We start from the raw sequence: 20,226 nt of genomic DNA on the forward strand, positions 1-20,226 counted from the left end.
TCATGAGCTTTCACGACGTGCGATTCCCGACCCGTGTGTCCTACGGGGCGATCGGGGGCCCGCGATTCTCGACAACCGTGCAGATCCTGAATTCCGGGTTCGAGCAGCGCAATATCAACTGGGCGTAGGCCCGGCGCGAATATACCGTCGATATCAGCCCGAGCCGCGGAGCGGAATGGACGGCGGTGCTGGATTTCTTCCATGCCCGCCGTGGGCGCGCCTATGGTTTTCGCCTCAAGGATTTTTCCGACTTCACGATGGCGGAGCAGTCCATCGGCACCGGCGACGGCAGCACCACGGCGTTCCAGATTTTCAAGCGCTACATCGATGACGACGCACTGGCCCCGCCCTATGACCGGGAGCTCAAGAAGATCGTCGCGGGCAGCGTCAGTGTCGCCGTGGCGGCGAGCTCGATGGCCAGCGGCTGGTCCGTCGATGAGACGACCGGTATCCTCACATTCGACGCCGCCCCCGCCGTTGATGCGGATATCACGGTCGCCTGCGAGTTCGATGTGCCGGTCCGTTTCGACACCGACCTGATGCAGGCGGCGATCCCTGGGCCGGATGTGCATCACTGGCAAAGCGTCAAGCTGGTAGAGGTGCGCGTATGAAAAGCCTAAGCACAGCCATGAACAGCCATCTAGAGGGCGAAGTGCTGACCCTCGCGACCTGCTGGGCGTTGACCCGCCAGGACGGCACGGAACTTTTCTTCACCGATTTCGACGAGGATCTGGTGGTGGGCGGCGATACCTACCTCGCGGCCAGTGGCTATTCACGCAGCGCCATCGCGAATTCCAGCAGCTTCACCGTCGATAACCTTGATATCATTGGCAATTTGCAAAGCGACATCATCAGCGAGGCGGATTTGTTCTCCGGCCTCTATGACTATGCGGAAGTGCGCATTTTCATGGTCAACTGGCAGGATCTCTCCATGGGGACGATCCCGCTTCGCAAGGGCTGGCTCGGCGAGATATCGGCGACGGATGGCGCCTTCACGGCGGAACTGCGCGGCCTGTCGCAGGCCCTGCTGCATGAGATCGGCGGGGTCTATGCGCCGCTTTGCAGCGCCGATCTCGGCGATACCAAATGCGGCGTCGATGTCGAAGCGCTGACGGAAACCGACAGCGTCGCCAGTGTCACCTCCCGCGGGATATTCACCCTCACAAGCTATAACGGCGCGGAGGGTGTGCTGACCGGCGGGGTGCTGACCTTCACCAGCGGCGCGAATGCGGGCCGGTCCGCGGAAATACGGAATTGGGTGCAGGCGGACAAGACGGTGACGCTCTATCTGGAGATGCCTTTTGAAATAGCCGAGGGCGATGCGGTGAGCTTCTTTCCCGGCTGCGACAAGCGCTATGCGACCTGCCGCGATGTCTACAGCAACCATCTGAATTTCCGGGGGTTCCCGCATATTCCAGGCACCGACGCGCTGTTGGAGAGTGGCAATGACTGAGCGTGTGCAAATTATCGAGAACGCGCGCGGCTGGATCGGCACGCGCTGGCAGCATCAGGGACGCAGCCGGGCAGGCGGGGTCGATTGCCTCGGCCTCATTGTCATGGTCGCGCACGAGGCGGGGCTGCCGGTACAGGATGTCACCGCCTACCGGCGGCGGCAGGATGGTCGTCAGCTTCTATCTGAAATTCATAGACAACTTCAAAACATTCCAACAACCAATTGGAAAGAGGGGGATATCGGCGTGTTCAAGGAAAGCGCCTTCCCGATCCATGTCGGCTTTCTGGGTCGCCGCGATGGCGTCCCGACCGTGATTCACGCCCATGCCCGGCGGCGCCAGGTGATCGAGGAGCCGCTGGCCGTCGATGGCGCGCCCTTTCTTGTGTTTTCCCTGCCGGAGGTAAAATAATGGCGACATTGGCATTAGGAGTTGCCGGTGCCGGTATCGGCGCAATAACCGGTGTGGGAGTCGGAGCCGGTTGGATGGTTGGCACGACGCTCGGCCGCGTTCTCTTCCCCGAGGACAGCTCCACCACATCCGGACCGCGCCTTTCCGACCTCAAGATTACAGGTGCGAGTTATGGCGCGCCGATCCCGAAAATATACGGCACCATGCGCCTTGCCGGGAATATCATCTGGGCCTCAAACCTCCGTTCGGAGGCAGTCACCAGCAACAGCGGCGGCGGCAAAGGCGGCGCCTCCGGTGGCAGCCAGACAACCGGTTATGCCTATTTCACCAGTTTCGCCGTCGCCATTGCGGAAGGGGAGATTGCCCGCCTTCTCAAGATATGGGCCGATGGCAAGGTGATCTATGATGCCAGCGCCGCCGGAGAGGTGATCGCCGCCGATCTGCGCTTTCGCTTCTACAGCGGGGATGAGGCGCAGCTCCCCGACAGCATTATCGAGGCAGCGGAGGGCGCAGGCAATGTGCCCGCCTATCGCGGCCTCAGCTATCTTGTCTTCGATGACCTGCCGCTCGCGCCCTATGGCAACCGCATTCCGAATATCGAGGTGCTGGTGACGACGGACGGGCTCGGCGCCTATCCGTTGACCGACAGCGCGATTTCGGCGGTGACGGCCAGCTCCTTCGCCTATGATGCGGACCGCGGCCTTGCCTACAGCTATGAGGTGGTAGGCGGTGTCGATGTGATCCGCAAGATCGATGCGCTGACCCTTGAGGAACTGGCAAGTGCCGAGATTGGTTCGGATTTTCCGCGCCTGCCCGATGCCGCGCGCGGCCTTGCGCGGGACCGCAAGGGCGTCTTCTGGATCGGAACCGGCGCGGCATTGCTCGCCGGGCGGCAGATCCATCGCGTCGATGGGGCGGCTATGATCCTGCTGGAAAGTGCGGATTTATCGGACGGCGTCGGCGCGGTGACCTTCTCGACCGATATTGTCCATCCGCTGTCCGGCGCGCAGTTTCAGATCGCGGGCTCGCAGCAGAGCTATCAGGTAGTGGTCTTCGATGAAGGCCTTGAGGTGGTGGAGACCATCGCCACGGCCTCGCGCGTCTGCACCGGCGCAGTCACGGATGAGGATGAGGTCGCCTGGGTTGCCATGTCCGGCTGGGCCACGGGCCCGGTGGTGAGCGATTTGCAGATCGTCCGCGTCTCCGTCTTTGGCAGCCCCGATGTGGACGGCACCGGTTATTCCGTGACCAGCGATATCTACACAATTGCGGCGGCGGACCTCACCCCGCTCGGCGGGACGGGGAGCGAGACAAATACGATTACCCGCCTCGTCGGCTATCTTCCGGCGACCCGGGAGCTTGTCTTTCAGAATGACTACCGGCTGTTCAAATGGTCGACGGTTGCGGGCGCGATCACCACGGCCCGCGATGTGAGCGACTTGAGCGGTGATCTCTCGCTCGTGAATACCCATAATGGCGCCGAGCTGGTGCTGATCAGCGCCGGGCGCTATGCGGTTTACCTGAGTGCGGAAACGCTGGAGGAACGAGAGCGCGTCGATCTCTATGAGTTCGACGGGGTCGCGGCGTCGGTGAACGGGATTTATGATGCCGCGACCGACAGCCTGATCGCGTTCAATGGTGATTTCGGGGTGAAGCGCCTGTTCCTGCGGCGGGCGAGCGGCGCATCCGCTGACCTCGCGGAGATCGTTTCCGACCTTTGCGGGCGGGCGGGACTGGCGGCCGGGGATATCGATGTCGCCGCGCTGGATGCCGAGATACCGGGCTATGTGGTCAACCGGCCGATGCCGGTGAGCGAGGCGTTGACGCCGCTCAGCCATTATGGATTTTTTGACGCCGTTGAAAGCGGTTACAAGCTGAACTTCATCCCGCGTAACAGCGCGGATAGCGGCATCGTCCTCGATCATTCCGCCATGCTGGCGCCGCCCGATCTTCGCCGCCTGCAGGAGAGCGAACTGCCGGAGCGGATATCGCTTTCCTACCTTGCCTCTGATGCGGGCTATCAGGTGGGCACGCAGATGGAGAAGCGCAGCTTCCGCCCGGTCGCGACCATGTTCGGCCGCAACCAGCTCGCCCGCGATCTGCCGATGGCGCTGACGGCGGATCAGGCGCGGCAGGCGGCGGCAAAAACGCTTTTCTCTGCCTGGGCGGAGCGTCAGACGCTGGGCCTGTCCTTGCCGATGAAATATCTCGCGCTCGATCCGGCGGATGTGGTGACGGTCGGCCTTGATGGCGGGGTGACGTCGGCACGGCTGATGCAGTCCCGCCTCGGTGCGGATATCACGCTGGAGGCGGAGGCGGTCACGCTCGCGCCGCTCTCCTATAGCTCGGCCCTCAGCGGGGAGATGGGCACGGGATATGAGCAGGCGCTGATCCGGCGCGGCAGTTATGCGGAATTGTTCCTGCTCGATCTGCCGCTCCTGCGCGATCAGGATGCGACGGCGGGCAGCGGCAGTCGTTTCTACTACGCCATGGACGGGCATCCGTCCGGCTGGTCGGAAGGGACGCTTTATGCCGCCTTCGATACGGAGAGTTTCGAGATCGAGGGTACGGTGGCCGCCGGGGCGGTCTGGGGGGTGGCCCTCGGTGCCCTTGCCGATCCCGGCAAACCCTGGCAGACGGACACCACCTCGACCCTCGATATCCGCTTTGTGAACGGCGGGGACGAACTCGAAAGCATCACGGAGGCGGCGTTGCTGAACGGCGGCAATGCCTTGCTGGTGGGGGACGAGATCGTGCATTTCGCCAATGTCACCCTGAACGGCGACGGCAGTTATCGTTTAGATACCTTCATCCGCGGACGGCGCGGCACGGAAGGGGCAATGGCGGGCCATAAGGTCGGGGAGCGGGTTATCCTCTTGCGCCCCGGCGATCTGGGCCGGGGTTTCTCCGCGCTCGGCGATATCGAGGTGCCGCGGCGCTGGAAAGCGGTCGGGGAAGGCCGTCTGATCGAGGACGCGCCGGTGACCGTGCGGGCACTGTCAGGCAAGGACCTCAAGCCTTACGCGCCCGTGCAGATTTCGGGAGTGCGGAGCGGCGGCGACCTCACCCTCGGCTGGCAGCGGCGCACTCGCGTCGGTGGTGGCGCGCTCAACGGGCTGGTGCCGCTGTCGGAGGCGTTCGAGCGGTATGAGCTTCGCTTCACCCATGGCGGGGCGAGCGTGTCGAAATATGTGTCGGACGCGACGGAATATCTTTACAGCGTCGAGGATTTCAACGCCGATTTCGACGCCGCGGAAAGCGCGGTGCCGGAACTCGATCTCACCCTCTATCAATTGTCAGAAACCATCGGCCGGGGCTTTCCGGCAACGGAGACTATTTAGCATGTCAGAACTGGATTTACCGCAAATTGCCGAGAGTCAGGCGCTCGCCTATGTTACTTCCAACGATGCGGACGCAAAGCTGGAATCCGCGCTTTGTGACGAGATCGCGGATCATGACCCGAGCGCGGGCGACGTGACCCTCAGCGATGCCGAGTTCCGCACCGCCTGGCATCATGTCATTGGCGGCACACCGGCGGGGGCGTTCAACTTCATTATTCCGACGGTCAAGCGGCCCTTTATGATCACAAATGGAAGCGGCGAGACGGCGACTGTCAAGACAGCCTCCGGCGCGGCGGGGCAGGTGCTGGACGGAGAGACGCGGCTCTTCTATTGCGACGGGCTGGATGTGCTCGGCCTCAGCGACACGACGTCGGAGGGTGGCGGCGGTGGCGGCCATGCCGGGGCACTGGTCAAGCTGACGGCCAACCAGACCATCGCCAACAGTACAAATGTTGTGCTGAGTTGGGGCGGCGAGACATATGATACCGACGCCTATCACGACAATTCCACCAACAACAGCCGCCTGACGGTGCCGAGCGGGGTCAGCAAGGTGATCGTCAGTGGGCAGGCGCGCTGGGACAGCAATACCTCGGGCACGCGGGAGATTCTGGTTTGGAAGAACGGCTCCTCCGCCTATGAGGGACGGCCGTTCCAGCATATGGGCGCGCAAACATATCTGACCATGCAGAGCTTCGTCTCGCCGGTGCTGGCCGTCAGCCCCGGGGACTATTTCGAGATGGTCGCCTGGCAGGACAGCGGGGGAAGCATCAATATCGAGAGCAATGTTGCGACCTGGTTCAGCATCCAGGCCATGGAATAAGCCACAAGAGGGAAGGGAGTTATTATGAAATATGCAAATGCAGTGGCGGTCCTCGGGGCCGCCTTTTTTCTGTCCGTCACCGCTGCCGGGGCTGCCACCCTGTGCCTGCCCCGAAGCGAGCTCCGCCTTCACCTTGCGCAAAAATATGGCGAAATACTGATCGCGCAGGGTCTTGATAATCGTGGGATGCTGACCGAGATTTTCGCGACGAAATCGCGGGACAGATGGTCGCTGACGGAAACCGATGCCCGCGGGCGGAGTTGCCTCCGGGCGGCGGGTGAATACTGGAACGCGCAGGCGGCCCGCCCCGATAGAACCATTCGCCAACCGGCCGCGACGCCTTCACGCTTGCATCAGAAACCGGAGGTGCCCGATGGACAATCTTGAACGGGAAATCGGCGCTATGCGGGTGCGTATCGAGAATCTCCACCTCGATATGGTGGAGCTGCGCGATGATGTGAAAAGCCTCACGCTTCAAGTCAGCATGGGGCGCGGCGCGCTGAAAGTTATCGGCATCACAGGAAGTATCGTTGTGGCGTTAACCACATTTGCCGCCTGGATTGGCCAGAATTTCCGGCCATTCAATCTGTAAATCCACAAGGAGAAATGCCGTGGGCGCGTTTGTCACTTATTTCGACTGGCGGGAGGCTGTGTGCCTGGCGGTCGAGGGGCTGGTCTTTCTTGTCACGCTGGCGACGGTCATCACGGCCCTGACGCCGACGCGGTGGGAAGCGGACTGGCTCGACCGGCTGTTCCGCCTCCTCAATCTGATCGCGGGCAATGTCGGCCAGAACAAGAATGCCGACGACAGATGAGCCCGTTCGAAGCGGCCATCTGCGCGAAAATCGCCTATGACCCGGACGGCGCGATGCGCGCGCGGCGGCTGGGCTACAGCTATCTGCCGGTGGAGAGCCGGGAGCATTTTGCCTGGATCGGCAGCAAGGACGGGATCACGGTCGTCGCCTTTCGCGGCACCGCCCTGTTCGGGCGCGAGGTCAGGAGCTATCGCAGCAACCTCTCGACGGACCTGGTTCCCTGGATCGGGGCGGGGCTGGTGCATGAAGGCTATTACCAGGCGCTCTGGCAGATCCTCGGGACGGTTCGCCGGGAGCTGGAAAATGCCTCCGATGTCGTGCTGACCGGCCATTCCATGGGCGGAGCGCTGGCAACGCTGGCGGCAATGCCGCTGGAGGTGGCGCGGGTCCATGCGTTCGCCAGCCCGCGCATCGGCAACCGGGAATTCGCCGAGGGCTATTCACGGGCAATCCGGGTCAGCCGCTATGTCAACCGCGGTGACGTGCTGGCGCGGCTGCCATTCAGCGGGGCGGTTCAGGGAAGCCTGCCGCACCGGAAAGAGGGATATGTCCATGTCGGCCGGACGGTTCGCCTGCCGGGCTTCGGCCATTCCATCAGCGCCTATATCGCCGGCATAAAAATGCGCCGCCGTGGGCAGTATCAGGTTCAACAACCGGAAAGTTAAGGGAGTAAGATTATGAGTGTAATTCTGTCAGCAAACGGGGAAAAACAGCAGGATCTCGGCAGTGACGCCTTTATCGAGGAAAGCGCCGAGGCGGCCTATCTTTCCTATGACGGTGAGGAGATTGAGGCCAACGACAATTTTCCGGCCCATGAAATCCTTATGGGGTGCATCTGGCGGGATACGGAAACCTCCCGCGCCCGGGCTGGGCTGGAGGAGGAAAGCCGTCCGGAGGAGCGAAATGACGACCTGAATCGCCGGGGCGAGCTTGATTTCTCCGATGAGCGGCGCGGCGGGCGCGGTTTTCTTGATGAAGAAGAGACTTTGGGTTTCTTGGATTGCCCCGAGTAGGGCGGAAGTGGGCTGCTGGCTACTTGCGGTCGGCGAGGGCGAGCCCGAGACCGGCGGCAATCAGGAAACCCCCGGTGATCCGGTTGCGCAGTCTTTGAAACCGGAACATCAGGGGGCGCAGGGCGCCCGCGAACATCGCCCAGAGTGTATCGACAAAGGTCAGGACCGTCAGGAAGACAAGCGCGACAATTGCCAGCTGCGAGACGTAATCTCCCTCGGGTGCAATAAACTGCGGCAGCAGTGCGGCGTTGAAGATCAGGGTCTTCGGGTTGAGGATTGCGACCACCAGGCCGCGCCAGAACAGGCCAAACACTGGCGCCTTGACCGCCTTGATCGCCGACAGATCATCAAGCGGTGCGGTCCAGCTCTTGTAGCCAAGATAGATCAGGTAAAGGACGCCCGCCCATTTCATCCAGGTCAGGATATCGGCGGCAAGTTCCAGCAGCGTGCCGATCCCTAGCACGACCAGAAGCAGCTGCAATCCGACGCCGACCGTGGTGCCGATGACGGTGCACAGGCCGTACAACGTGCCATAGCGTATGGAATTCGCAAGCGTCAGTGCGACATTGGGGCCCGGAATGGCGGCCAGCCCGACGCTGACGATGGCAAGAGAGATGAGCTGTTCCATGGCGTAAATTACCACAATCGGAGCGCCCCACAATCGATAATTCACATTCCTGACATAAAGGAACATTAAATAATATAGGAGACTTGGGAAGGTCTGATTCGTCGCCGTTAAGGCATAAAAGTAACTTTGAGGGAATTTTTGGATTTTTGTTGAAATTCGTTAACCATAAACGAAAAACCACTGGCTTTTAGGTAATTTTGTGGTAAAATTCGTGCATAATAATCAGAAATTTCCCTTTTTTGTTGTATTTCCAACAGTTGCTTTTCCAACGGTCATTTGATCGAAAATTGATTACAAATGGGGCTTTCCATGTCTGCCAAACTCATGAAAATGCAGCTAATTGCGATTGCGGCAGGGCTTGCTGTTCTCGCTTTGAGCATTCCGGGACCGGGATCCGCCAGCACGGCGCGTGCTGCGGCACCGTCCGCGGATTGCTTGAAATCCGTGTCTATACAGGAGCAGGTAACCTGTAACAAGGAAAGCCAGGCGGCGAAATCCGGCTTTGAGACCGTTGCGGCCTGGATTTATCCTTCAGTGGACGAAAAAGTCACGACAGCAAAAAAACCGGGCGTCAAGGCGAAGAATGAGGCCGGAGCGGCTGGCGGTGGCCTGCTCTCCGATGACCTGCCTGCGACGGGCCTGATGCTGTTCGGCGCGGCGCTTGTCGGGATTGCCTATCTGGGTCGGCGGCGACGCAAGGCACAGATGCAGGGAAAATAAACCCTCAGCGAACCATGTGCGGGCCGACGATCCTTTTGGGCCCGTTTTTGATTTCGCAAAGCCCCGGATTAAAGATTAGTTAGGGGATCGGCCCTATTGTCATAGACATGGAATTATCGCGCCCAGTCAAGCCCACAGCCTGCCTTCTGGAGGCCTTTCGCTTTGTTATTCTCCATCGCTGGCCCTGTCTGGTCCGGGCGGTGCCGGTAATCATAATGACTGGGCTGATTTCCTGGCTGGAGACGAATATCCTGGCCTCTGCCGATTATTTCCGCCTTGTCCTTAATGAACTTCTCTATGCGATTTTCGCCGTCTATTGGAGCCGCTATACCCTGCTCCGGTTCGAGCGGGAAAACGAAGGCTTCGGGCTTCATTTCGGCTTGCGCGAAATCAAATACGCAGGTGCCCTGATCGGCTATGTGGTCATTACCTATGTTCTGGCAAAGATTTATGTGGCTTCTGGCGGCGGCGGCTCGGGCGCGTCGCTTGTCCTTTTCGTTGCGCTGCTTTTGCTCTGTTTCATGCCGCTGATGTTTGTGTTTCCGGCGATCGCGCTGGATCAGCCGCTGGCCCTCACCAACTTCGCCAAATCGGTGCTGGAGATGTTTTTCGCGCTGGTCGGCACGTTCCTGCTGGCGCTGGTGGCAGTGGTCGGGCTCTATGCCCTGATATATATGCCGATGTTGCTGCTGGTCCTGCTGAACAAGCCGGATCTGGCGGGTGCCGTGTTTTACCTGCTCTCCAGCTTCCTGATCATGCCCTTTGTGCTTGCGGTCTTTATCTCCTTCCTCTCGATCCTCTATCGGGAGGCGATCGGCCTTGAATCGGCATTGCCAGAAAGCTGACGTTTGGCGCTTGCCCGGTGCGGATATTTTTCCTAACGTATCCTGACGACCGGTGCGCTAACCAGAAGAAGAAGGATAGGAAATGTCACTGAAAATCGGAATCATCGGGGCGGGCGCCATTGGCGGCTATTTCGCGGCGCAGCTGGTCAAGGCCGGGATGGAGGTTGTCGTGCTGGCGCGGGGCAAAACCCGGGATGCGCTGCTAAAAGACGGACTCACACTCACGTCCGAAAAGGGCGTCGATAAAGTGACTTTCGCGGCTGTGTCCGACGACCCGGCCGAGCTTGGTGTGTGCGACGCTGTGCTGTTCACAGTGAAGGGGCAATCGACAGATCAGGCGGCGGAGGATATGCGCCCGATGATCGGCGATGACACCGAGATTATCAGCCTGCAGAACGGCCTCTACGGAATTGAGCGGCTGGCCGCCAAATATGATGAGGGTCAGCTCTCGCCGGGCATTACCTATATCCCGGCGGTGGTTGAGGCGCCGGGGCAGGTCACCCGTACCGGCAGCCTGACCCGGACCGTTTTCGGCCCCCTCCATCCGCGCGACACGGCCCTCCATGATGAATTGGCGGCGGCACTTCAAGAGCAGGGCACCGATGCGTTTGCGCTGAAAGAGCCGATGAAGGAAATCTGGACGAAATATGTCGTCCTCGCGCCCTTTCACCTGATCGGCTGCCTGACCCGACTGCCCGTGGGTGGCTGGATCGGGACAGAGGAAATGCAGGATCTTTTCTTCCGCGCGATGAAGGAAATCTGTGCGCTTGGCCGGGCCAAGGGCGCCGATGTACCCGATAGGATTGCCGAGAAGCAGGTGCATTTCGTCAAGACCACGGCCAACCCGAATACCAAGGCGTCGATGCTGGAGGATCTGGAGCGCGGCAAGCCGCTGGAACTGGAAAGCATTATTGGCTGGGTCTGCCGGGAGAGCAAGAAATCTGGCCTTGATAGCCCGATCCATGACATGGCCTATGCGCTGCTGCTCGCGCATAAGGATGGCCGCGGCTGACCCTCAGCCCGCTGGCACGGCGAAAATCGTAATAAAGAGAAGAAGGGCGGCAAGGATCGCGAAGGCGGCCTTGAGCCCTTTTTTCTTTGCGACATCGCAGGCGATGATGCATTGCAGGAAAAAGTAAAAGGCGAAGGCCCGCGAGGCGAGCGCCAGAATCTCAAATGTGTCCGCCGTCCAGGTGAGGGCGATGGCAAGGCCGCAGATGATGATATAGGTCACCCGCGTCGTGAGGCGATGGCGGGTTAGTTCCATTATATTACCCGACGCGCTGATGGCTTCGGCAATGGCGGCGCCGAACTGGCTGAAGACGGCGGCAAATACCAGCGGCACGACCAACCAGGCGGCGACTTCGGTCGCCAGCATGATCAGGCCGTTGCCCGTGGCATCGCCGCTCAACAGATGCATCAGCGGCGTTGCCACCAGAATGAACAGGATATAGATCGCGGCGGAGAAAAGCTGCGAGTTTCGGCTGGCCCGGATGCGCGTATCGGCATCCAGCTCGTCGCCGAGATAGCGGGTCGTCTCGAACCCCTGCACGACAATCAGGATACCGCACAGGATGGTGACGGTCTGCCAGAGGGAATGATCGGGCAGGTCCGGCAGGATCAGTGTGCCCGCCGTCAGGGCCGCAGCGTTATAGAACGCGAAACTGCCGATCATGAGGAAGATAATGGCGAGCGTAATGATCAGGGTCCACCGTTCCAGCCCTTCCAGGATTTTAAGGCCCTTCGTCAGCTCGATCAGGAGAATGGCAATAATAATCCCGCTGGTCAGCAGCTTCTCATAGATTTCCGCATCGGCCTCGAAATATCCGAGGACATAGGACGCCATAATCCGCAAATACAGCGTCACCGAAATGATATAGGCCGGGATGAGGGTGATGTCGGACAGCTGCTCCAGCAGGCGCACCGTGCGCGGCGGGGACAGGGCGGCAAGGGCGGGTTCGACATGGCGGATGTTATGGCGGATCACCCATCCCACCGCATAGGCAAAGGCGCAGATCCCGATAATGGCGAACAGGGAGTAGGGACCGACCGTGCTCGCCAGCAGGGAGACGACCACCAGGAAGCCGCTCCCGAAAATGGAGGCCAGCGGCGTGGTGGTGCCCTGAATAAGACGGCGGAATACTCCTTGGCGCGTGCCGGACGATCCTTTGGAAGATTCATTATCCATTCAACCAATTCCTTCAGTTTACGGCTCTCAAGATGGAGCAAAGACATGCAAATCCGGGATTTACGCCAACTCGTCATCCGTCCGACATTAAACGTCCTGCATATGGGCGGTGTGAATGCGGAGAACCTCCTTCTCGGGACGGGGCTGGTCGAGAGCGGCTTTCACCATCTTCGCCAGATACGCGGACCGGCGCTCGGTTTCTATCAATGCGAACCGGCGACCTATGACGACATTCTCCGCTATCTCGGGCGGCGACCGGTGCTTCTCCGTCGGCTCCGGCTGCTGATGGTGGGGGAGGGGGTGCCGGAGGTCTCCCAGCTTGTCTGGAACCTGCGATACGCGACGGCGATCTGCCGTATTCACTACTGGCGGATACCGGAGCCGATCCCGGCGGATTTCGAAGGGCAGGCCGCCTACTGGAAGAGGCATTACAACACCCCGCTCGGGCGCGGCACGGTGGCGAAATACTTGGAATGCGCCCATCCCCTAACAGAAGGATTTTACCCATGAAAGAGTATCTGAAAGGCAAGAAAACCTATGTCACGGCGTTCCTGGCGATCGTCGCGGCGGTGGGCAGCTATCTGCTCGACGAAATCGCGCTGCAGGACATGATCGAGGCGGTCTTCGCCGCGCTCACCGCCATGACCATCCGCGCCGCCATCACGACCGAGGCGCAGAAATGAGGGCCTCGATTTTTGCTGTTCTGCTGCTGATGCTGGCCGCCTGCGGCACGTCGTTCAGCCAGCTTTCCGCGCGCGATCAGCTGTTGCTCACCTGTGACGGGCTGGCGACCACCATGGGCATCGTGAAGAACTTCATTGTCGAGGGCACGATCCGTGAGGCAGCGACGCTTGCGCGTATCCGCGCGGCCAGCGTGGTGGTGGAGGAGAGCTGCACCGATCATCCCGATTATGCGGCGGCGCTGAACAGGCTGACCGCCCAGTCCGTGATCCTGCTGGAGGCGCGACTTAAAGCCGAAACCGAAACCGGAAAGAGGAGCTGATCCATGGAAATCACCACAGCCTCCCTCCTCGCCCTGCTGGAAGGCGGCGCCTTTCTCGTCAACGCCGCGCTCCGTGCCCAAAAAGGCGAGCTTTCCCAGAGCGACGTCGATGCCATCCTCAACCATGTGGGGGAGGAAGCCAGCGACCTCCGCCGCGTCATCGACGCCGCGCTTGAAAAGCAAAGCTGAGCCAAAAAGAAAGGGATGCCCTAACCGGCCTCCCTTTCTTCATCTGATACTGCGCGAAGCACAGGCCAACTGCGCCGTCAATTCAGCTTTTACCGCCTATATACGCCGCCGCTGATTTTCCCGCGATCTTGCCGAAGACGGCGCCGTTCATCAGGCCGGTGCCGCCGGGGTAGTTGTTGTAGAAAATCCCGCCGACCATTTCCCCCGCCGCGAACAGGCCGGGGATCGGTGTGTAGTCCGTGCTCTGGACTTTCGCGTCTGTGTCGATACGAAGCCCGCCGAAAGTAAAGGTGATGCCGCAGGTGATGGCGTAGGCTTCGAACGGGGCCTCTGTCAGCTGGTTGGCCCAGTTACTCTTGGGTAGGCTGAGGCCTTTCGTTGCGCGGCCGTCCTTGACGTTTGGATTGAACGGGATGTCGGTCTGGACAGCCTCGTTATAGGCCTTGACCGTCGCAATAAAGCCTTCCGGATCAACACCTTCCAACTTCGTCGCCAGTTCCTCGATCGTATCGGCGGAGACCTTGGTGACTTCGCGGATGCGGTATTCATCGCGGAGCAGATGCAGGGTTTTTTTGTCGAAAATCTGCCAGGCGAAATGGCCGGGTTGGGCCAGCACCTCGCGGCCGTATTTCGCGTAAGTGTAGTTGCGGAAATCCGCGCCCTCATCGACGAAACGCTCCCCGTTTGCATTGACGATGATGCCGAAGGGGTAGGAATGCTTCTGGAAGCCATCGCCGACGGCAAGATCGCCAAACTCCGGCGCGTTACGCTCCCATCCGACCGCGTGGCAGCCGGACCAGTTGCCCGCGCTGCTCGCGCCGATCTCCATGGCCATGCGGATGCCGTCGCCGGTGTTATAGGGCGTGCCGCGCACTTTCGCGAGATCCCAGTTGGGCCCCAGATAGCGCGTGCGCATTTCGGTGCTCGCCTGAAAGCCGCCCGCCGCGAGGATAACGGATTTCGCCGCAACCTCGTCGATTTTGCCTTTTCTCCGGATTTTCACGCCGGTAACCGCAGAACCATCCGTGATCAGCTCCAGCGCGCGGGCCTCATACCAGACATCGATGCCGCGTTTCGTCGCCGAGCCGATGAGCGCGTCGACCAGCCCCGGACCGCCGCCCCAGGCCTCCACCGTCAGCCCGCCCCAGAACTTGAATTTCCCGTCGACCTTGAACGCCTGCCGCCCGTAGATCGGCACGAAGCGCACGCCCTTTTCGCGCATCCAGCGGATGGTGGAAAAGCTTTGCCGGACCAGCACTTCGCAGAGGTCCGGATCGGTGCGGTGCTGGGTCACGCGGAACATGTCATCGAAAAACTGGTCTTCGGTGTAGGTGCCGAAATCCGTCGTCTCGATCTCCGTCTCGGTCAGGTCCGGCATCACCGCCTGAAGATCCTCCAGCCCGTTATAGGCAAAACGGATCGCGCCCGCGGTAAAGCGGGAGTTACCGCCGCTCACATCCTCCGGCGCGCATTCGAGGACGAGAACCTTGGCGCCGTTCTCCTCGGCGCTTAACGCGGCGCAGAGCGCCGCGTTTCCCGCGCCCACGATCACTACGTCATACTGGCTGTCCGCCATTATCTTTTCCCTTCAATCAATTTCAGCAAGACCGGGAAATATTCCGCGCCATATCCGGCCGCGCTTGTTTTTTCCAGCATTTCTTTTGCGAGTTCCCCGGCGGGGGATTTCACGCCCGCATCATTGGCGAGTTCCAGCGCATAAGCAATATCCTTGGTGGCGTAATCCGTGCCGAAGGCACCAACGGGAAAGTCGCGCGGCAGCATCGCCTTCTTCACATGATTACGCAGCGCGAAGCTGTCCGCCGATCCCTTCGAGAGGGTGTCGACCAGCAGTGCGCGATCGACCCCGGCGCGCTCGCCGATGGTCAGCGCTTCACCCAGCGCGACAACGGACTGGATCAGCAGCATGTTGTTGAGCAGCTTGACCACCTGTCCCGTGCCAATGCCGCCGCAATGGGTGATATCGGTCGCGGCAGCGGCGAGATAGGGACGCAATGTCTCGAACGTTTCGTCGTCGGAACCGACCATGATGCTCAAAGTGCCGTCGATGGCGGCCTGACGGGTGCGGGCGACCGGCGCATCGGCGAAGATCATGCCTTTTTCGGCAAGCGCCGCGGCGGCCTTTCGCGCAATGGCAACGGGGCAGGTGCTCATATCGACGATGATTTGTCCGGCCCGTCCATTTTCCAGCAGGCCACCCGGCCCCAGAATGATTTTCTCCACCTCCGGCCCACCGGGCAGCGAGAGGAAGATGATATCCGCGCTTTTCGAGACCTCCGCGATTGTCCCGGCGCGCGTTGCGCCATCGGCTTCCAGCCGTGCGAGCGGGCCGTCCGACAGATCGAAAACCACCATCGGACCAAGCCCGGCCTTTGTCATGTTCCGGCACATGGGTTCACCCATGACACCGAGGCCGATAAATCCGAGCTTTGTCTTCTCCGTCATGCTGTTTCCTTAAAATGCGTGGCGGGGTCTAGCCGCCGAGACCGCCGAGATAGATGCTCTTGGTCTGTTGATAGGCGCGCAGTCCCTGAATGCCCTTTTCCCGGCCGAGACCGCTCTCCTTGTAGCCCCCGAAGGGTGCTGCAATGCTGAGCTGCTTGTAGGTATTGATCCAGACCGTTCCGGCCTTGATCGCGCCCGCGACGTGCCAGGCTTTCGTCAAATCGTGACTCCAGATACCGCAGGCGAGGCCGAAGACCGTATCGTTGGCCTGTTCAATCAGGTCGTCTTCCGTCGTGAAGGGCAGGGCGACGAGGACGCTACCGAAGATTTCCTCCTGACAGACGGCGGAGCTGTGATCGAGCCCGTCGATAATCGTTGGCAGGTAATAGGCGCCGTCTTGGCAGTCATCGCTATTGGGCCGCGTACCGCCGAGCAGGACACGACCGCCTTCTTTCTTCGCAAGATCGACATAGCCCTCGATCCGCGCGCGCTGCGCCTCAGATGCCATAGGGCCGATATTGCTGGCGTCCTCCAGCGGCGGACCGACCTTGAGCTTCTTCGAGACATCGACAAGCCGGTCCATAAATTCATCATAGATGCTGTGCTCGACAAAGAGCCGCGATCCGGCAACGCAGGACTGCCCTCCGGAGCCGAAAATGGCGGACGACACATCGGCGGCGGCCTTGTCGAGATCGGCATCGGCAAAGACGATGGTCGGCGACTTGCCGCCAAGTTCCAGAATGGTCGGCAGGAAACGGCCCGCCACTGCGCTGGCAATGGCGCGCCCGGCGTTGGTTCCGCCGGTGAAGGAGACCATGGCCAGATCCGGATGATTGATAATCGCCTCGCCGATCGAGGAGTCGCCGGGGAGAACACTCAGCAACCCCTCTGGCAGGCCCGCATCAATAAAGGCGCGGGCCAGCTCGATCGAGACCAGCGTCGTCAATTCCGAGGGTTTCAGGATGACCGCATTTCCGGCGGCGAGGGCCGGGGCGAGTTTCTGCGCCGCCATGGTCAGCGGCGAATTCCACGGCGTGATGGCCGCAACCACGCCCAGCGGTTCATAAGTGGTGACGGAAAGATAGGGCCCGCGCGATGGCGGCGTCTCTCCCTCGACGGTTTCACAGACCGAGGCGAAATAGCGGACGATCCCGGCCGCGGCACTCACCTGGCCCAGTGATTCCTTGAGTGTCTTGCCGTTTTCCGAAGTCTGCAGATTGGCGAGCGTGTCTTTGCGCTCCAGCATCAGCTCGGCAGCCCGGAACAGCACGGCAGCCCGTTCATGGGGCGGGCGGGCGAACCAGTCATTTTTTTGGGTGGCGGCTTTTCCGCGCGCAAAGGCAAGGTTGACCTGTTCGGGTGAGGCCATGCGTAGCTCGCTGATGAGGGAGCCATTCGCCGGATTCGTGATGCTGAGTTTACCTCCCAGTCCCTCAACCTCCCTACCAGCGAGGATCATTGTTTTTTTTGTTATTGTCATGGCTCCCTCTCAGCGCTAGCGAAAAGGAGCTTATATCTGTTGTATTAATATGATAAATAATAATTTTTCAGTTATTAATATGAAAAATGAATAAATAGACGGGGTGTTATGGACAAGCATTTCAGGGCCTTTGTTGCGGTGGCGCGACATCTGCATTTCACCAAGGCGGCGGAGGAAATTCACATCACGCAGCCGTCGCTGTCGCTCCTGATCCAGCAGCTGGAGGAGAAGTTGCGGGTCAAGCTGATTACGCGCAGCACCCGGCAGGTCGCCCTCACCGAGATGGGCAAGGCCTTCCTGCCGCTGGCCGAGAATGTGGTGCTGGATATGGATTCAGCGGTGCGCCACATGCGGGACCTGGCGGAACTGGAGCAGGGGAAGGTCACCGTTGCGGCCTTTCCCTCCGTCGCGGCGAACCAGCTGCCGCCGATCCTGGTGGCGTTCCGGCGGCGCTATCCGAAGGTCCGGGTGCAGGTGGTGGATGGCATCTGGAACACGGTGGTCGAGAGTGTGCGCTCGGGCGGTGCCGATTTCGGCATCGGCTCGCGGCCGCCGGTGATGGGCAACCTTTCCTATCAGGAGATTTATAACGACGAGGTGATGCTGCTGGCCACGGAGGATCATCCGCTGGCGTCGGAGAAATCGCTGTCCTGGCATCAGATCATGGAGGAGGAAATCATCGTGCTGTCGCCGGACACCGGCGTCCGCCAGAGCATCGACGCGGCGCTGGACGGGACCGGCATCACGCTGAAACCTATTTTGGAACCGGCGCTGGTCCAGACCGCCGCCGCGCTCGTTTCCGCCGGGGCGGGCCTCGGCATCATCCTCTCGTCCTACCTCAAGGCGGTGCGGATGGAGGGGCTCGTCGCGATCCCCCTTGAAAAGCCCAACATCCGCCGCCCGGTCGGCATCATCACCCGCAAGGACTGGGTCATGTCCCCGGCCGCGAAAGTGATGCTGAAAATGGCGATCGACGGATTGCATGAAAAGCCGGTGGTGGCGGCAACCGTCATAGCTTGAAGGACAGGGATTATGTTAGAAAAATTTCCCTGAGCTTTTCGTTCACTTCGGTTTGCCATCCCTTACCGCGTTCGCGAAGCTTCTCCAGCAGGTCCGCGTCCAGCCGCATATTGACTTGTTTTTTTGGATTGTCGGACACTGGCCTGCCCCGCGGACGGGGAGGCATCTTCATACCATGTTTCCTGAAGACTTCGGCCGCAGGGCGAAGCTTTCCGACCTCTGCCTCTGTTAGCGGTGCTGTCTCTTCATCGATCCGAAACGGATCTATTTTTTTATCCCGTCTTGAAACCATATCTCCTGCCCTCCTTGGCGTGCATGCGTCGCATGCTGATAATACGGATGCTGTTACCGCGAAAAGTAAACGCAACTGCATATAGGTTATCATCGACATATCCAAAAGCGCGGAACCGTTTCTCGCCGTAATCCTGCCGGATATCTTCCTCGACAACGGCAGTATGCCAATCGAATTCATAAATAACATCAAAGCCGAAACCGCGGGATTTCCGGTTCGCTTCGCATTTTGAGTCATCCCAATCATACATTGGCTGTTTCCCGCTACGGTTTAATTTAATGTATATACGAAAATTAGGGCTGTCAATCATTTAATGTATATACGAAAAATAATTGAAGCTCAATTTTGGCATAAACACGCGTTGTCGCGACGCCATGAAAAAAGCCTCCGGAATGGCTTCCGAAGGCTTTTGAATTGGCTCCCCGAACAGGACTCGAACCTGTGACAGGCTGATTAACAGTCAGCTGCTCTACCAACTGAGCTATCGGGGATCAGGGCCCGAACTTTAGCGGGTTGGCGGCTTATAGCAATTGCGCCTTTGCCTGCCAAGCCTTGATTTTGGTTTTCGCTAAAAAAAACGCGCATTCGGGACCGGAAAAGCGGTGCCCCCTAATCCTTGCCGTGGGCCGCCGCGATTTTCTTGTCCGTATTATACTGGCTGAGGGCGTAGACCGCCCAGATCGCCGCCGGTATCCAGCCGATCAGCGTGATTTGCAGGATCAGGCAGAGAATACCCTGAAACGGCTTGCCGATGGTGAAGAAAACAACGAACGGTAAAAGGATCGCAAGGATCAGTCGCATGGAGGCCACCCCTCTAAATAATAAAACTGGGGCCAGCTTACCCAACCTTGTGCGAATTGGCAATCTGCACAATGGAAAAGCTGCCGCCACACGCGCTCTGCCGAGCGGCTATCTGCCGGGCTTGTCCGCTTTCGGTCGCGCAGGGGACGGGCGGGAGCGGTGCAGCGCCACCAACGCCCAGATGGCGGCGGGCAGCCAGCCCAGAACCGTCAATTGCAGGATCAGGCAGATGATCCCTTCCATCGTGCGGCCCAGCATGAAAAACATCAGCCAGGGCAGCAAAATTCCAATCACGATATACATTATTGTCTCCTCATTGCCGGACAGGACAGCGACGCAATCAGAAAGACGCGCCGGAGACAGGACGCGTCATACACTGCAACTGTGAGAATTTTACCGGGAAAGAGCAGGAAAATTGGAGGCCTGGACCGGAATCGAACCGGTGTGGACGGATTTGCAATCCGCTGCGTCACCACTCCGCCACCAGGCCCCTGATCATGTGGTGTTTTGCCAAAAGCCTAGGCGTTGTAAGTCTTTCAGCGGGGAGTGTCAAGCGCAACTGTGGCCTGCCATTTCGCTGGCTGTGTGTTGGTTGTGAACGGCCGTCGATGACCCAGAACAGTGCTTCATTTTGCCGTCCGGCCAGTCGGAATCTGTATGGCTTTGATAAAATTCTTCTATTCAAAGTGTGAATTGGGTACCATTGCGCGCGAAAGTCGGGGCGCAGGCTCCGGGCTCACTTCAGC

General features: G+C 59.9%; 26 protein-coding genes, 2 tRNA genes and 1 pseudogene. 18 read left to right on the forward strand and 11 right to left on the reverse strand.

The window, feature by feature from the left end:
• Positions 1-2 precede the first annotated feature (2 nt).
• The 10 genes and pseudogenes from AACZ19_RS07205 (at position 3) to AACZ19_RS07250 (ending at position 7,851) form a co-directional block, all read left to right on the forward strand.
• Positions 3-611, forward strand: a pseudogene (locus AACZ19_RS07205) (DUF2460 domain-containing protein).
• Positions 608-1,453, forward strand: coding sequence for a DUF2163 domain-containing protein (locus tag AACZ19_RS07210; RefSeq protein WP_339632446.1), 846 nt, complete (start codon positions 608-610; stop codon positions 1,451-1,453). Before AACZ19_RS07205 ends, AACZ19_RS07210 begins: the two are co-directional and overlap by 4 nt.
• Complete coding sequence (locus tag AACZ19_RS07215) at positions 1,446-1,862, forward strand: hypothetical protein (protein ID WP_339632448.1); 417 nt, start codon at positions 1,446-1,448, stop codon at positions 1,860-1,862. The genes AACZ19_RS07210 and AACZ19_RS07215 overlap by 8 nt, the downstream gene beginning before the upstream one ends.
• A complete protein-coding gene (locus AACZ19_RS07220; protein WP_339632450.1) occupies positions 1,862-5,203 on the forward strand; it encodes a phage tail protein in 3,342 nt (1,113 codons plus the stop codon). Before AACZ19_RS07215 ends, AACZ19_RS07220 begins: the two co-directional genes overlap by 1 nt.
• A gap of 1 nt (position 5,204) precedes the next feature.
• Complete coding sequence (locus AACZ19_RS07225) at positions 5,205-6,023, forward strand: hypothetical protein (RefSeq protein ID WP_339632452.1); 819 nt, start codon at positions 5,205-5,207, stop codon at positions 6,021-6,023.
• Between the two features lie 24 nt (positions 6,024-6,047).
• Entirely contained in the window at positions 6,048-6,410 is a 363-nt protein-coding gene (locus AACZ19_RS07230; protein ID WP_339632454.1) for a hypothetical protein, read from the forward strand.
• Complete coding sequence (locus AACZ19_RS07235) at positions 6,397-6,615, forward strand: hypothetical protein (RefSeq protein ID WP_339632456.1); 219 nt, start codon at positions 6,397-6,399, stop codon at positions 6,613-6,615. The genes AACZ19_RS07230 and AACZ19_RS07235 overlap by 14 nt, the downstream gene beginning before the upstream one ends.
• Before the next feature lie 19 nt (positions 6,616-6,634).
• Positions 6,635-6,838 (forward strand): hypothetical protein, encoded by a 204-nt coding sequence (locus tag AACZ19_RS07240; protein WP_339632458.1) that lies wholly within the window; start codon positions 6,635-6,637, stop codon positions 6,836-6,838.
• Positions 6,835-7,503 carry a lipase family protein gene (locus AACZ19_RS07245; RefSeq protein WP_339632460.1) on the forward strand — a complete coding sequence of 223 codons (669 nt, stop codon included), beginning with the start codon at positions 6,835-6,837 and terminating at the stop codon, positions 7,501-7,503. The genes AACZ19_RS07240 and AACZ19_RS07245 overlap by 4 nt, the downstream gene beginning before the upstream one ends.
• A 12-nt stretch (positions 7,504-7,515) precedes the next feature.
• Positions 7,516-7,851 (forward strand): hypothetical protein, encoded by a 336-nt coding sequence (locus tag AACZ19_RS07250; protein WP_339632462.1) that lies wholly within the window; start codon positions 7,516-7,518, stop codon positions 7,849-7,851.
• A 19-nt stretch (positions 7,852-7,870) separates the two neighbouring features.
• Here AACZ19_RS07250 and AACZ19_RS07255 read toward each other — a convergent pair whose 3' ends face one another.
• Positions 7,871-8,479 (reverse strand): LysE family translocator, encoded by a 609-nt coding sequence (locus AACZ19_RS07255; protein WP_339632464.1) that lies wholly within the window; start codon positions 8,477-8,479, stop codon positions 7,871-7,873.
• Between the two features lie 309 nt (positions 8,480-8,788).
• Between AACZ19_RS07255 and AACZ19_RS07260 the strand changes: the two genes are divergently transcribed.
• The 3 genes from AACZ19_RS07260 (at position 8,789) to AACZ19_RS07270 (ending at position 11,056) form a co-directional block, all read left to right on the forward strand.
• Positions 8,789-9,199, forward strand: coding sequence for a hypothetical protein (locus AACZ19_RS07260; protein WP_339632466.1), 411 nt, complete (start codon positions 8,789-8,791; stop codon positions 9,197-9,199).
• Positions 9,200-9,306: 107 nt separating this feature from the next.
• Positions 9,307-10,044, forward strand: coding sequence for a hypothetical protein (locus tag AACZ19_RS07265; RefSeq protein WP_339632467.1), 738 nt, complete (start codon positions 9,307-9,309; stop codon positions 10,042-10,044).
• Positions 10,045-10,126: 82 nt separating this feature from the next.
• The gene (locus AACZ19_RS07270; protein ID WP_339632469.1) at positions 10,127-11,056 is read left to right on the forward strand and encodes a 2-dehydropantoate 2-reductase; all 930 of its coding nucleotides are present in this window, start codon (positions 10,127-10,129) and stop codon (positions 11,054-11,056) included.
• Positions 11,057-11,059: 3 nt separating this feature from the next.
• On the opposite strand, the gene AACZ19_RS07275 is transcribed toward AACZ19_RS07270, so the two are convergent.
• Positions 11,060-12,232 carry a hypothetical protein gene (locus tag AACZ19_RS07275; RefSeq protein WP_339632471.1) on the reverse strand — a complete coding sequence of 391 codons (1,173 nt, stop codon included), beginning with the start codon at positions 12,230-12,232 and terminating at the stop codon, positions 11,060-11,062.
• Positions 12,233-12,277: 45 nt separating this feature from the next.
• On the opposite strand from AACZ19_RS07275, the gene AACZ19_RS07280 reads away from it, so the two are divergent.
• From AACZ19_RS07280 to AACZ19_RS07295, 4 genes are read left to right on the forward strand one after another with little or no spacing between them, the layout of a single operon-like run.
• Positions 12,278-12,742, forward strand: coding sequence for a hypothetical protein (locus AACZ19_RS07280; RefSeq protein WP_339632474.1), 465 nt, complete (start codon positions 12,278-12,280; stop codon positions 12,740-12,742).
• Positions 12,739-12,915 (forward strand): hypothetical protein, encoded by a 177-nt coding sequence (locus AACZ19_RS07285; RefSeq protein WP_339632476.1) that lies wholly within the window; start codon positions 12,739-12,741, stop codon positions 12,913-12,915. The genes AACZ19_RS07280 and AACZ19_RS07285 overlap by 4 nt, the downstream gene beginning before the upstream one ends.
• Complete coding sequence (locus AACZ19_RS07290; protein ID WP_339632478.1) at positions 12,912-13,235, forward strand: hypothetical protein; 324 nt, start codon at positions 12,912-12,914, stop codon at positions 13,233-13,235. Before AACZ19_RS07285 ends, AACZ19_RS07290 begins: the two co-directional genes overlap by 4 nt.
• A 3-nt stretch (positions 13,236-13,238) precedes the next feature.
• Positions 13,239-13,424: a hypothetical protein gene (locus tag AACZ19_RS07295; protein ID WP_339632480.1), complete on the forward strand. Its 186-nt coding sequence runs from the start codon at positions 13,239-13,241 to the stop codon at positions 13,422-13,424.
• An 82-nt stretch (positions 13,425-13,506) separates the two neighbouring features.
• On the opposite strand, the gene tcuA is transcribed toward AACZ19_RS07295, so the two are convergent.
• The 3 genes from tcuA to AACZ19_RS07310 are packed head-to-tail and all read right to left on the reverse strand — an operon-like array spanning position 13,507 to position 17,367.
• Positions 13,507-15,000, reverse strand: a complete 1,494-nt coding sequence (tcuA, locus tag AACZ19_RS07300) for an FAD-dependent tricarballylate dehydrogenase TcuA (protein WP_339632481.1) — start codon at positions 14,998-15,000, stop codon at positions 13,507-13,509.
• A complete protein-coding gene (locus AACZ19_RS07305; protein ID WP_339632483.1) occupies positions 15,000-15,887 on the reverse strand; it encodes an NAD(P)-dependent oxidoreductase in 888 nt (295 codons plus the stop codon). Before AACZ19_RS07305 ends, tcuA begins: the two co-directional genes overlap by 1 nt.
• A 28-nt stretch (positions 15,888-15,915) precedes the next feature.
• On the reverse strand, positions 15,916-17,367 hold the full coding sequence (locus tag AACZ19_RS07310; RefSeq protein WP_339632484.1) for an aldehyde dehydrogenase: 1,452 nt from the start codon (positions 17,365-17,367) through the stop codon (positions 15,916-15,918).
• A gap of 108 nt (positions 17,368-17,475) precedes the next feature.
• On the opposite strand from AACZ19_RS07310, the gene AACZ19_RS07315 reads away from it, so the two are divergent.
• Positions 17,476-18,387, forward strand: a complete 912-nt coding sequence (locus AACZ19_RS07315) for a LysR family transcriptional regulator (protein WP_339632486.1) — start codon at positions 17,476-17,478, stop codon at positions 18,385-18,387.
• A 10-nt stretch (positions 18,388-18,397) separates the two neighbouring features.
• Here the strand turns inward: AACZ19_RS07315 and AACZ19_RS07320 are convergent, their stop codons facing one another.
• From AACZ19_RS07320 to AACZ19_RS07345, 6 genes are all read right to left on the reverse strand, one after another.
• Positions 18,398-18,679: a BrnA antitoxin family protein gene (locus AACZ19_RS07320; RefSeq protein ID WP_339632488.1), complete on the reverse strand. Its 282-nt coding sequence runs from the start codon at positions 18,677-18,679 to the stop codon at positions 18,398-18,400.
• Positions 18,660-18,929 carry a BrnT family toxin gene (locus AACZ19_RS07325; protein ID WP_339632490.1) on the reverse strand — a complete coding sequence of 90 codons (270 nt, stop codon included), beginning with the start codon at positions 18,927-18,929 and terminating at the stop codon, positions 18,660-18,662. The genes AACZ19_RS07320 and AACZ19_RS07325 overlap by 20 nt, the downstream gene beginning before the upstream one ends.
• A gap of 165 nt (positions 18,930-19,094) precedes the next feature.
• Positions 19,095-19,170 (reverse strand) — tRNA-Asn (locus AACZ19_RS07330).
• A 118-nt stretch (positions 19,171-19,288) separates the two neighbouring features.
• Entirely contained in the window at positions 19,289-19,480 is a 192-nt protein-coding gene (locus tag AACZ19_RS07335) for a YqaE/Pmp3 family membrane protein (protein WP_339632492.1), read from the reverse strand.
• Between the two features lie 108 nt (positions 19,481-19,588).
• On the reverse strand, positions 19,589-19,783 hold the full coding sequence (locus AACZ19_RS07340) for a YqaE/Pmp3 family membrane protein (protein ID WP_339632494.1): 195 nt from the start codon (positions 19,781-19,783) through the stop codon (positions 19,589-19,591).
• Between the two features lie 113 nt (positions 19,784-19,896).
• A tRNA-Cys gene (locus AACZ19_RS07345) sits at positions 19,897-19,970 on the reverse strand.
• Positions 19,971-20,226 lie beyond the last annotated feature (256 nt).

It is taken from the genome of uncultured Sneathiella sp. (assembly GCF_963973085.1).
GTDB lineage: Bacteria > Pseudomonadota > Alphaproteobacteria > Sneathiellales > Sneathiellaceae > Sneathiella.

What these genes read in the sequence shown, in the direction of transcription:
- AACZ19_RS07210 (WP_339632446.1), top strand. Translation starts at nt 608, where the DNA reads ATGAAAAGCCTAAGCACAGCCATGAACAGCCATCTAGAGGGCGAAGTG.
- AACZ19_RS07215 (WP_339632448.1), top strand. Translation starts at nt 1,446, where the DNA reads ATGACTGAGCGTGTGCAAATTATCGAGAACGCGCGCGGCTGGATCGGC.
- AACZ19_RS07220 (WP_339632450.1), top strand. Translation starts at nt 1,862, where the DNA reads ATGGCGACATTGGCATTAGGAGTTGCCGGTGCCGGTATCGGCGCAATA.
- AACZ19_RS07225 (WP_339632452.1), top strand. Translation starts at nt 5,205, where the DNA reads ATGTCAGAACTGGATTTACCGCAAATTGCCGAGAGTCAGGCGCTCGCC.
- AACZ19_RS07230 (WP_339632454.1), top strand. Translation starts at nt 6,048, where the DNA reads ATGAAATATGCAAATGCAGTGGCGGTCCTCGGGGCCGCCTTTTTTCTG.
- AACZ19_RS07235 (WP_339632456.1), top strand. Translation starts at nt 6,397, where the DNA reads ATGGACAATCTTGAACGGGAAATCGGCGCTATGCGGGTGCGTATCGAG.
- AACZ19_RS07245 (WP_339632460.1), top strand. Translation starts at nt 6,835, where the DNA reads ATGAGCCCGTTCGAAGCGGCCATCTGCGCGAAAATCGCCTATGACCCG.
- AACZ19_RS07250 (WP_339632462.1), top strand. Translation starts at nt 7,516, where the DNA reads ATGAGTGTAATTCTGTCAGCAAACGGGGAAAAACAGCAGGATCTCGGC.
- AACZ19_RS07255 (WP_339632464.1), bottom strand. Translation starts at nt 8,479, where the DNA reads ATGGAACAGCTCATCTCTCTTGCCATCGTCAGCGTCGGGCTGGCCGCC.
- AACZ19_RS07260 (WP_339632466.1), top strand. Translation starts at nt 8,789, where the DNA reads ATGTCTGCCAAACTCATGAAAATGCAGCTAATTGCGATTGCGGCAGGG.
- AACZ19_RS07265 (WP_339632467.1), top strand. Translation starts at nt 9,307, where the DNA reads ATGGAATTATCGCGCCCAGTCAAGCCCACAGCCTGCCTTCTGGAGGCC.
- AACZ19_RS07270 (WP_339632469.1), top strand. Translation starts at nt 10,127, where the DNA reads ATGTCACTGAAAATCGGAATCATCGGGGCGGGCGCCATTGGCGGCTAT.
- AACZ19_RS07275 (WP_339632471.1), bottom strand. Translation starts at nt 12,232, where the DNA reads ATGGATAATGAATCTTCCAAAGGATCGTCCGGCACGCGCCAAGGAGTA.
- AACZ19_RS07280 (WP_339632474.1), top strand. Translation starts at nt 12,278, where the DNA reads ATGCAAATCCGGGATTTACGCCAACTCGTCATCCGTCCGACATTAAAC.
- AACZ19_RS07285 (WP_339632476.1), top strand. Translation starts at nt 12,739, where the DNA reads ATGAAAGAGTATCTGAAAGGCAAGAAAACCTATGTCACGGCGTTCCTG.
- AACZ19_RS07290 (WP_339632478.1), top strand. Translation starts at nt 12,912, where the DNA reads ATGAGGGCCTCGATTTTTGCTGTTCTGCTGCTGATGCTGGCCGCCTGC.
- AACZ19_RS07295 (WP_339632480.1), top strand. Translation starts at nt 13,239, where the DNA reads ATGGAAATCACCACAGCCTCCCTCCTCGCCCTGCTGGAAGGCGGCGCC.
- tcuA (WP_339632481.1), bottom strand. Translation starts at nt 15,000, where the DNA reads ATGGCGGACAGCCAGTATGACGTAGTGATCGTGGGCGCGGGAAACGCG.
- AACZ19_RS07305 (WP_339632483.1), bottom strand. Translation starts at nt 15,887, where the DNA reads ATGACGGAGAAGACAAAGCTCGGATTTATCGGCCTCGGTGTCATGGGT.
- AACZ19_RS07310 (WP_339632484.1), bottom strand. Translation starts at nt 17,367, where the DNA reads ATGACAATAACAAAAAAAACAATGATCCTCGCTGGTAGGGAGGTTGAG.
- AACZ19_RS07315 (WP_339632486.1), top strand. Translation starts at nt 17,476, where the DNA reads ATGGACAAGCATTTCAGGGCCTTTGTTGCGGTGGCGCGACATCTGCAT.
- AACZ19_RS07320 (WP_339632488.1), bottom strand. Translation starts at nt 18,679, where the DNA reads ATGGTTTCAAGACGGGATAAAAAAATAGATCCGTTTCGGATCGATGAA.
- AACZ19_RS07325 (WP_339632490.1), bottom strand. Translation starts at nt 18,929, where the DNA reads ATGTATGATTGGGATGACTCAAAATGCGAAGCGAACCGGAAATCCCGC.
- AACZ19_RS07335 (WP_339632492.1), bottom strand. Translation starts at nt 19,480, where the DNA reads ATGCGACTGATCCTTGCGATCCTTTTACCGTTCGTTGTTTTCTTCACC.
- AACZ19_RS07340 (WP_339632494.1), bottom strand. Translation starts at nt 19,783, where the DNA reads ATGTATATCGTGATTGGAATTTTGCTGCCCTGGCTGATGTTTTTCATG.